This window comes from Mesorhizobium sp. M4A.F.Ca.ET.020.02.1.1, from assembly GCF_004022645.1.
Classification (GTDB): Bacteria; Pseudomonadota; Alphaproteobacteria; order Rhizobiales; family Rhizobiaceae; genus Mesorhizobium.
On sequence record NZ_RZOI01000825.1, the window covers coordinates 1 to 2,471 of the forward strand.

Sequence of the window (2,471 nt, forward strand, 5' to 3'; positions counted from 1 at the left end):
TCGCAGGATAACGCGCCAACTGCCGGCGCGCCTCGGCCAGGATGTCCAGCGGCGGCTTGTGATCGTGACCAAGCATACCATGCGAGTGGCCGGCGAAGCGGTTGCGCGGCAGGCCAGTGTCGAGAACGGTGACCTTGCGGCGGGCACGGCCGAGTTGCAGGGCGGCGGCAAGGCCAGCAAAGCTGCCGCCGATAATGATGACGTCATCCATGGTGATGGGCTCCGTGTTGCGGATGAAGCGGGTTGGGCTGAGCCTGGCGCGCAGAATCGTCCAGCGATGCGCATTCGATATCGGTGGGCGGCCAAGGCAATCCTGATTTGGAGGACACGATAAAATCCACTCTTGGAATTTCTGAAACTGCGTAGTATCGTAATTCATGAATAACGATACTGTCAAGGACTGTAATTGAGATGACCGAAAATAGTCGAGGCCGGCGTGGCCGGCCCGCCAATGAGGCGCTTGGCCAAACCATTGTCGACACCGCAGGCGAACTCTTTGCAGAATTGGGTTTTCAAGCGACGACATTGGACAAGGTCGCCCAGCGAGCGAAGATATCGAAGCTCAGCATTTACAAGCACTTCGAGAACAAAGAGGCGCTGTTTGGCGCGGCCTTTGCGGCCCGCTGTCAGCAGCTAATCCCACAGGCGCTTTTTGAAGGCGTCGATGGCTCGGCCGAGGATCAGCTTATGGCGGTGGGATCATCGCTGCTTCGCACGCTGCTGCGCCCAGACGTCCGCAACGTCGAAGCCATGGTCATGGCCGACACGCCGAACCAAAAGTCGTTGAGCAAAGTCCATTACGAAGCCGGCCCCGCCCATATCGTCGCCCAAATCGAGACCCTGTTACGTCAGTTGAACGCGAAGGCGGTGCTGAACGTGCCCGATCCTCTCCGGTCCGCCCGCTTGTTTGCCGCACTTTTCAAAGGCTCCGATCTTCTGATTATTGCACGCTTTGATGAGGCGAGAGCAGAGGACGATGACGAAATCGAATCCTATTGCCGGGCGGCTGTCGCCATGTTCATCGCGGCTCACGGTCGCAACGAACACGCGGGCGGATAGCCGGGACGAGGCCGCGATGGACTACTCGCTTGATATTTTGAACGCGTGCACTGACTCAGCACGAGATCGGTGTCCGGAATGCGCCAGGACCGGACATTGCATGGCTGGCATGTGGATCATGCCCCCAGCTTGTCGAGCAAGGTCTTGGCCTCTTTCAGATCGAGCGTGTCGAAGCCCTCGGTGAACCAGCCGTAGGTCGGCGCCAGCAGGTCGTGCGCCTCGGCGCGCTTGCCCTGTTCGGCCAAAAGGCGCGCAAGCGATGTGGCGGCGCGGAGCTCCCAGGATTTGGCACCTTGCTCGCGAGACCGCTCGATCGCCTGGCGGAACGAGATTTCAGCCTCGCGGCAATCGCCTGGTTCCGCGGCAGCGCATAGGGCACCGCGGAGCCGCAGCAATTCGGCATGGCACCACTGCTCGCGGGTCCGGTTCACCTGGTCGAGGGCCCGATCGATCAGACGCACGCCGTCGGACGCGCGATTGACACTGCCTAGCACCTCGCCGAGCAGTCCCATCGCGTATGCCTGCGTCACGTGCGTTCCGACGGCCTGCATCCGGGCCAGGCTATCCTCAATCTGGGCGATCGCCCGCTCCTTATGGCCCTGCTTCGCCGAGAGCCAGCCCTTCTGCTGGGCGGCCATGGCGGTCCAAAAGGGATACGCCTGCTCGGTCGCGAAGGTGAGCGCACGGTCGATCCGCTCCTCGGCTTCGGCCACCTCGCGTCGGAACAGTCGTAACCATGCTGCCCATGTCAGCACATAAGCGCGGCTGAAGGGGTGCGCCAATCGCTCGGCCAAGACAAGGGCGTCTTCCATCCGGGCCAGCGCCTGGTCGGGGTAGCCGAGGTGCCAAAGCACCGCCGACCCACGACACAGGCAAATCGGTCCGGGATCCTGGCCGTAGAGGGCGAGATGCGCTCGATGTCGCTGTGGGCGATACGATTCAGAGGCCAGCTCCAGATGTTTGCGTGCCTCCCTGAAGTCGCCGCGCCAGGAAAAGCCGACCCCCCGAGCATAGTGGGCTTCGACCACCCACACGGGATCGTTGCTCTGCCGGGCAAGGTCGAGAAGCCGTCCGCTCAGCTCGTGCGCCGACGTGAGTTCGGCGCGCGTGGCCGAGTAGATGGCCAGGCCGAGCAGAACCGGGAAGAGGTCCGCATCTTCCGGCATCAGCTCGCAAAGGCGGCGCGCGCGAGAATATACCTGCTCGACCTCGGGATTTGCGTAGCCACTCCTGGCGGCGAGCACGCGGCCCAGCACCGTTAGCGCTGCGAGCTCGCGCCGCTGGCGCTCCGGGCCCGCAGGGAGCGTTTCGATCAGGTTCAGCGCTTTCTGCAGATGGCTCTGGGCCTCATCGTTGGCCGAACGGTCGTTGGCGCTCTCTCCCGCGCGCTGCCAATAGGCGATGGCCTTAAG

The 2,471-nt window shown here is 62.8% G+C and carries 2 protein-coding genes and 1 pseudogene; 1 reads left to right on the plus strand and 2 read right to left on the minus strand.

The genetic code is table 11. The annotated features are described in order from the left end of the window. A partial coding sequence (locus tag EN742_RS31710) for an FAD-dependent oxidoreductase (protein ID WP_148670397.1) occupies positions 1-211 on the minus strand: 211 nt, incomplete at its 3' end. Between the two features lie 200 nt (positions 212-411). Here EN742_RS31710 and EN742_RS31720 point away from each other — a divergent pair. After that, entirely contained in the window at positions 412-1,059 is a 648-nt protein-coding gene (locus EN742_RS31720) for a TetR/AcrR family transcriptional regulator (RefSeq protein WP_127405620.1), read from the plus strand. 116 nt (positions 1,060-1,175) lie between these two features. Here EN742_RS31720 and EN742_RS38350 read toward each other — a convergent pair. Beyond that, a pseudogene (locus EN742_RS38350) lies at positions 1,176-2,471 on the minus strand (adenylate/guanylate cyclase domain-containing protein); the annotation flags it as partial.

Bases quoted from the DNA above. Each gene is read 5' to 3' on its own strand.
- EN742_RS31720 (WP_127405620.1), top strand. From the start codon at position 412: ATGACCGAAAATAGTCGAGGCCGGCGTGGCCGGCCCGCCAATGAGGCG.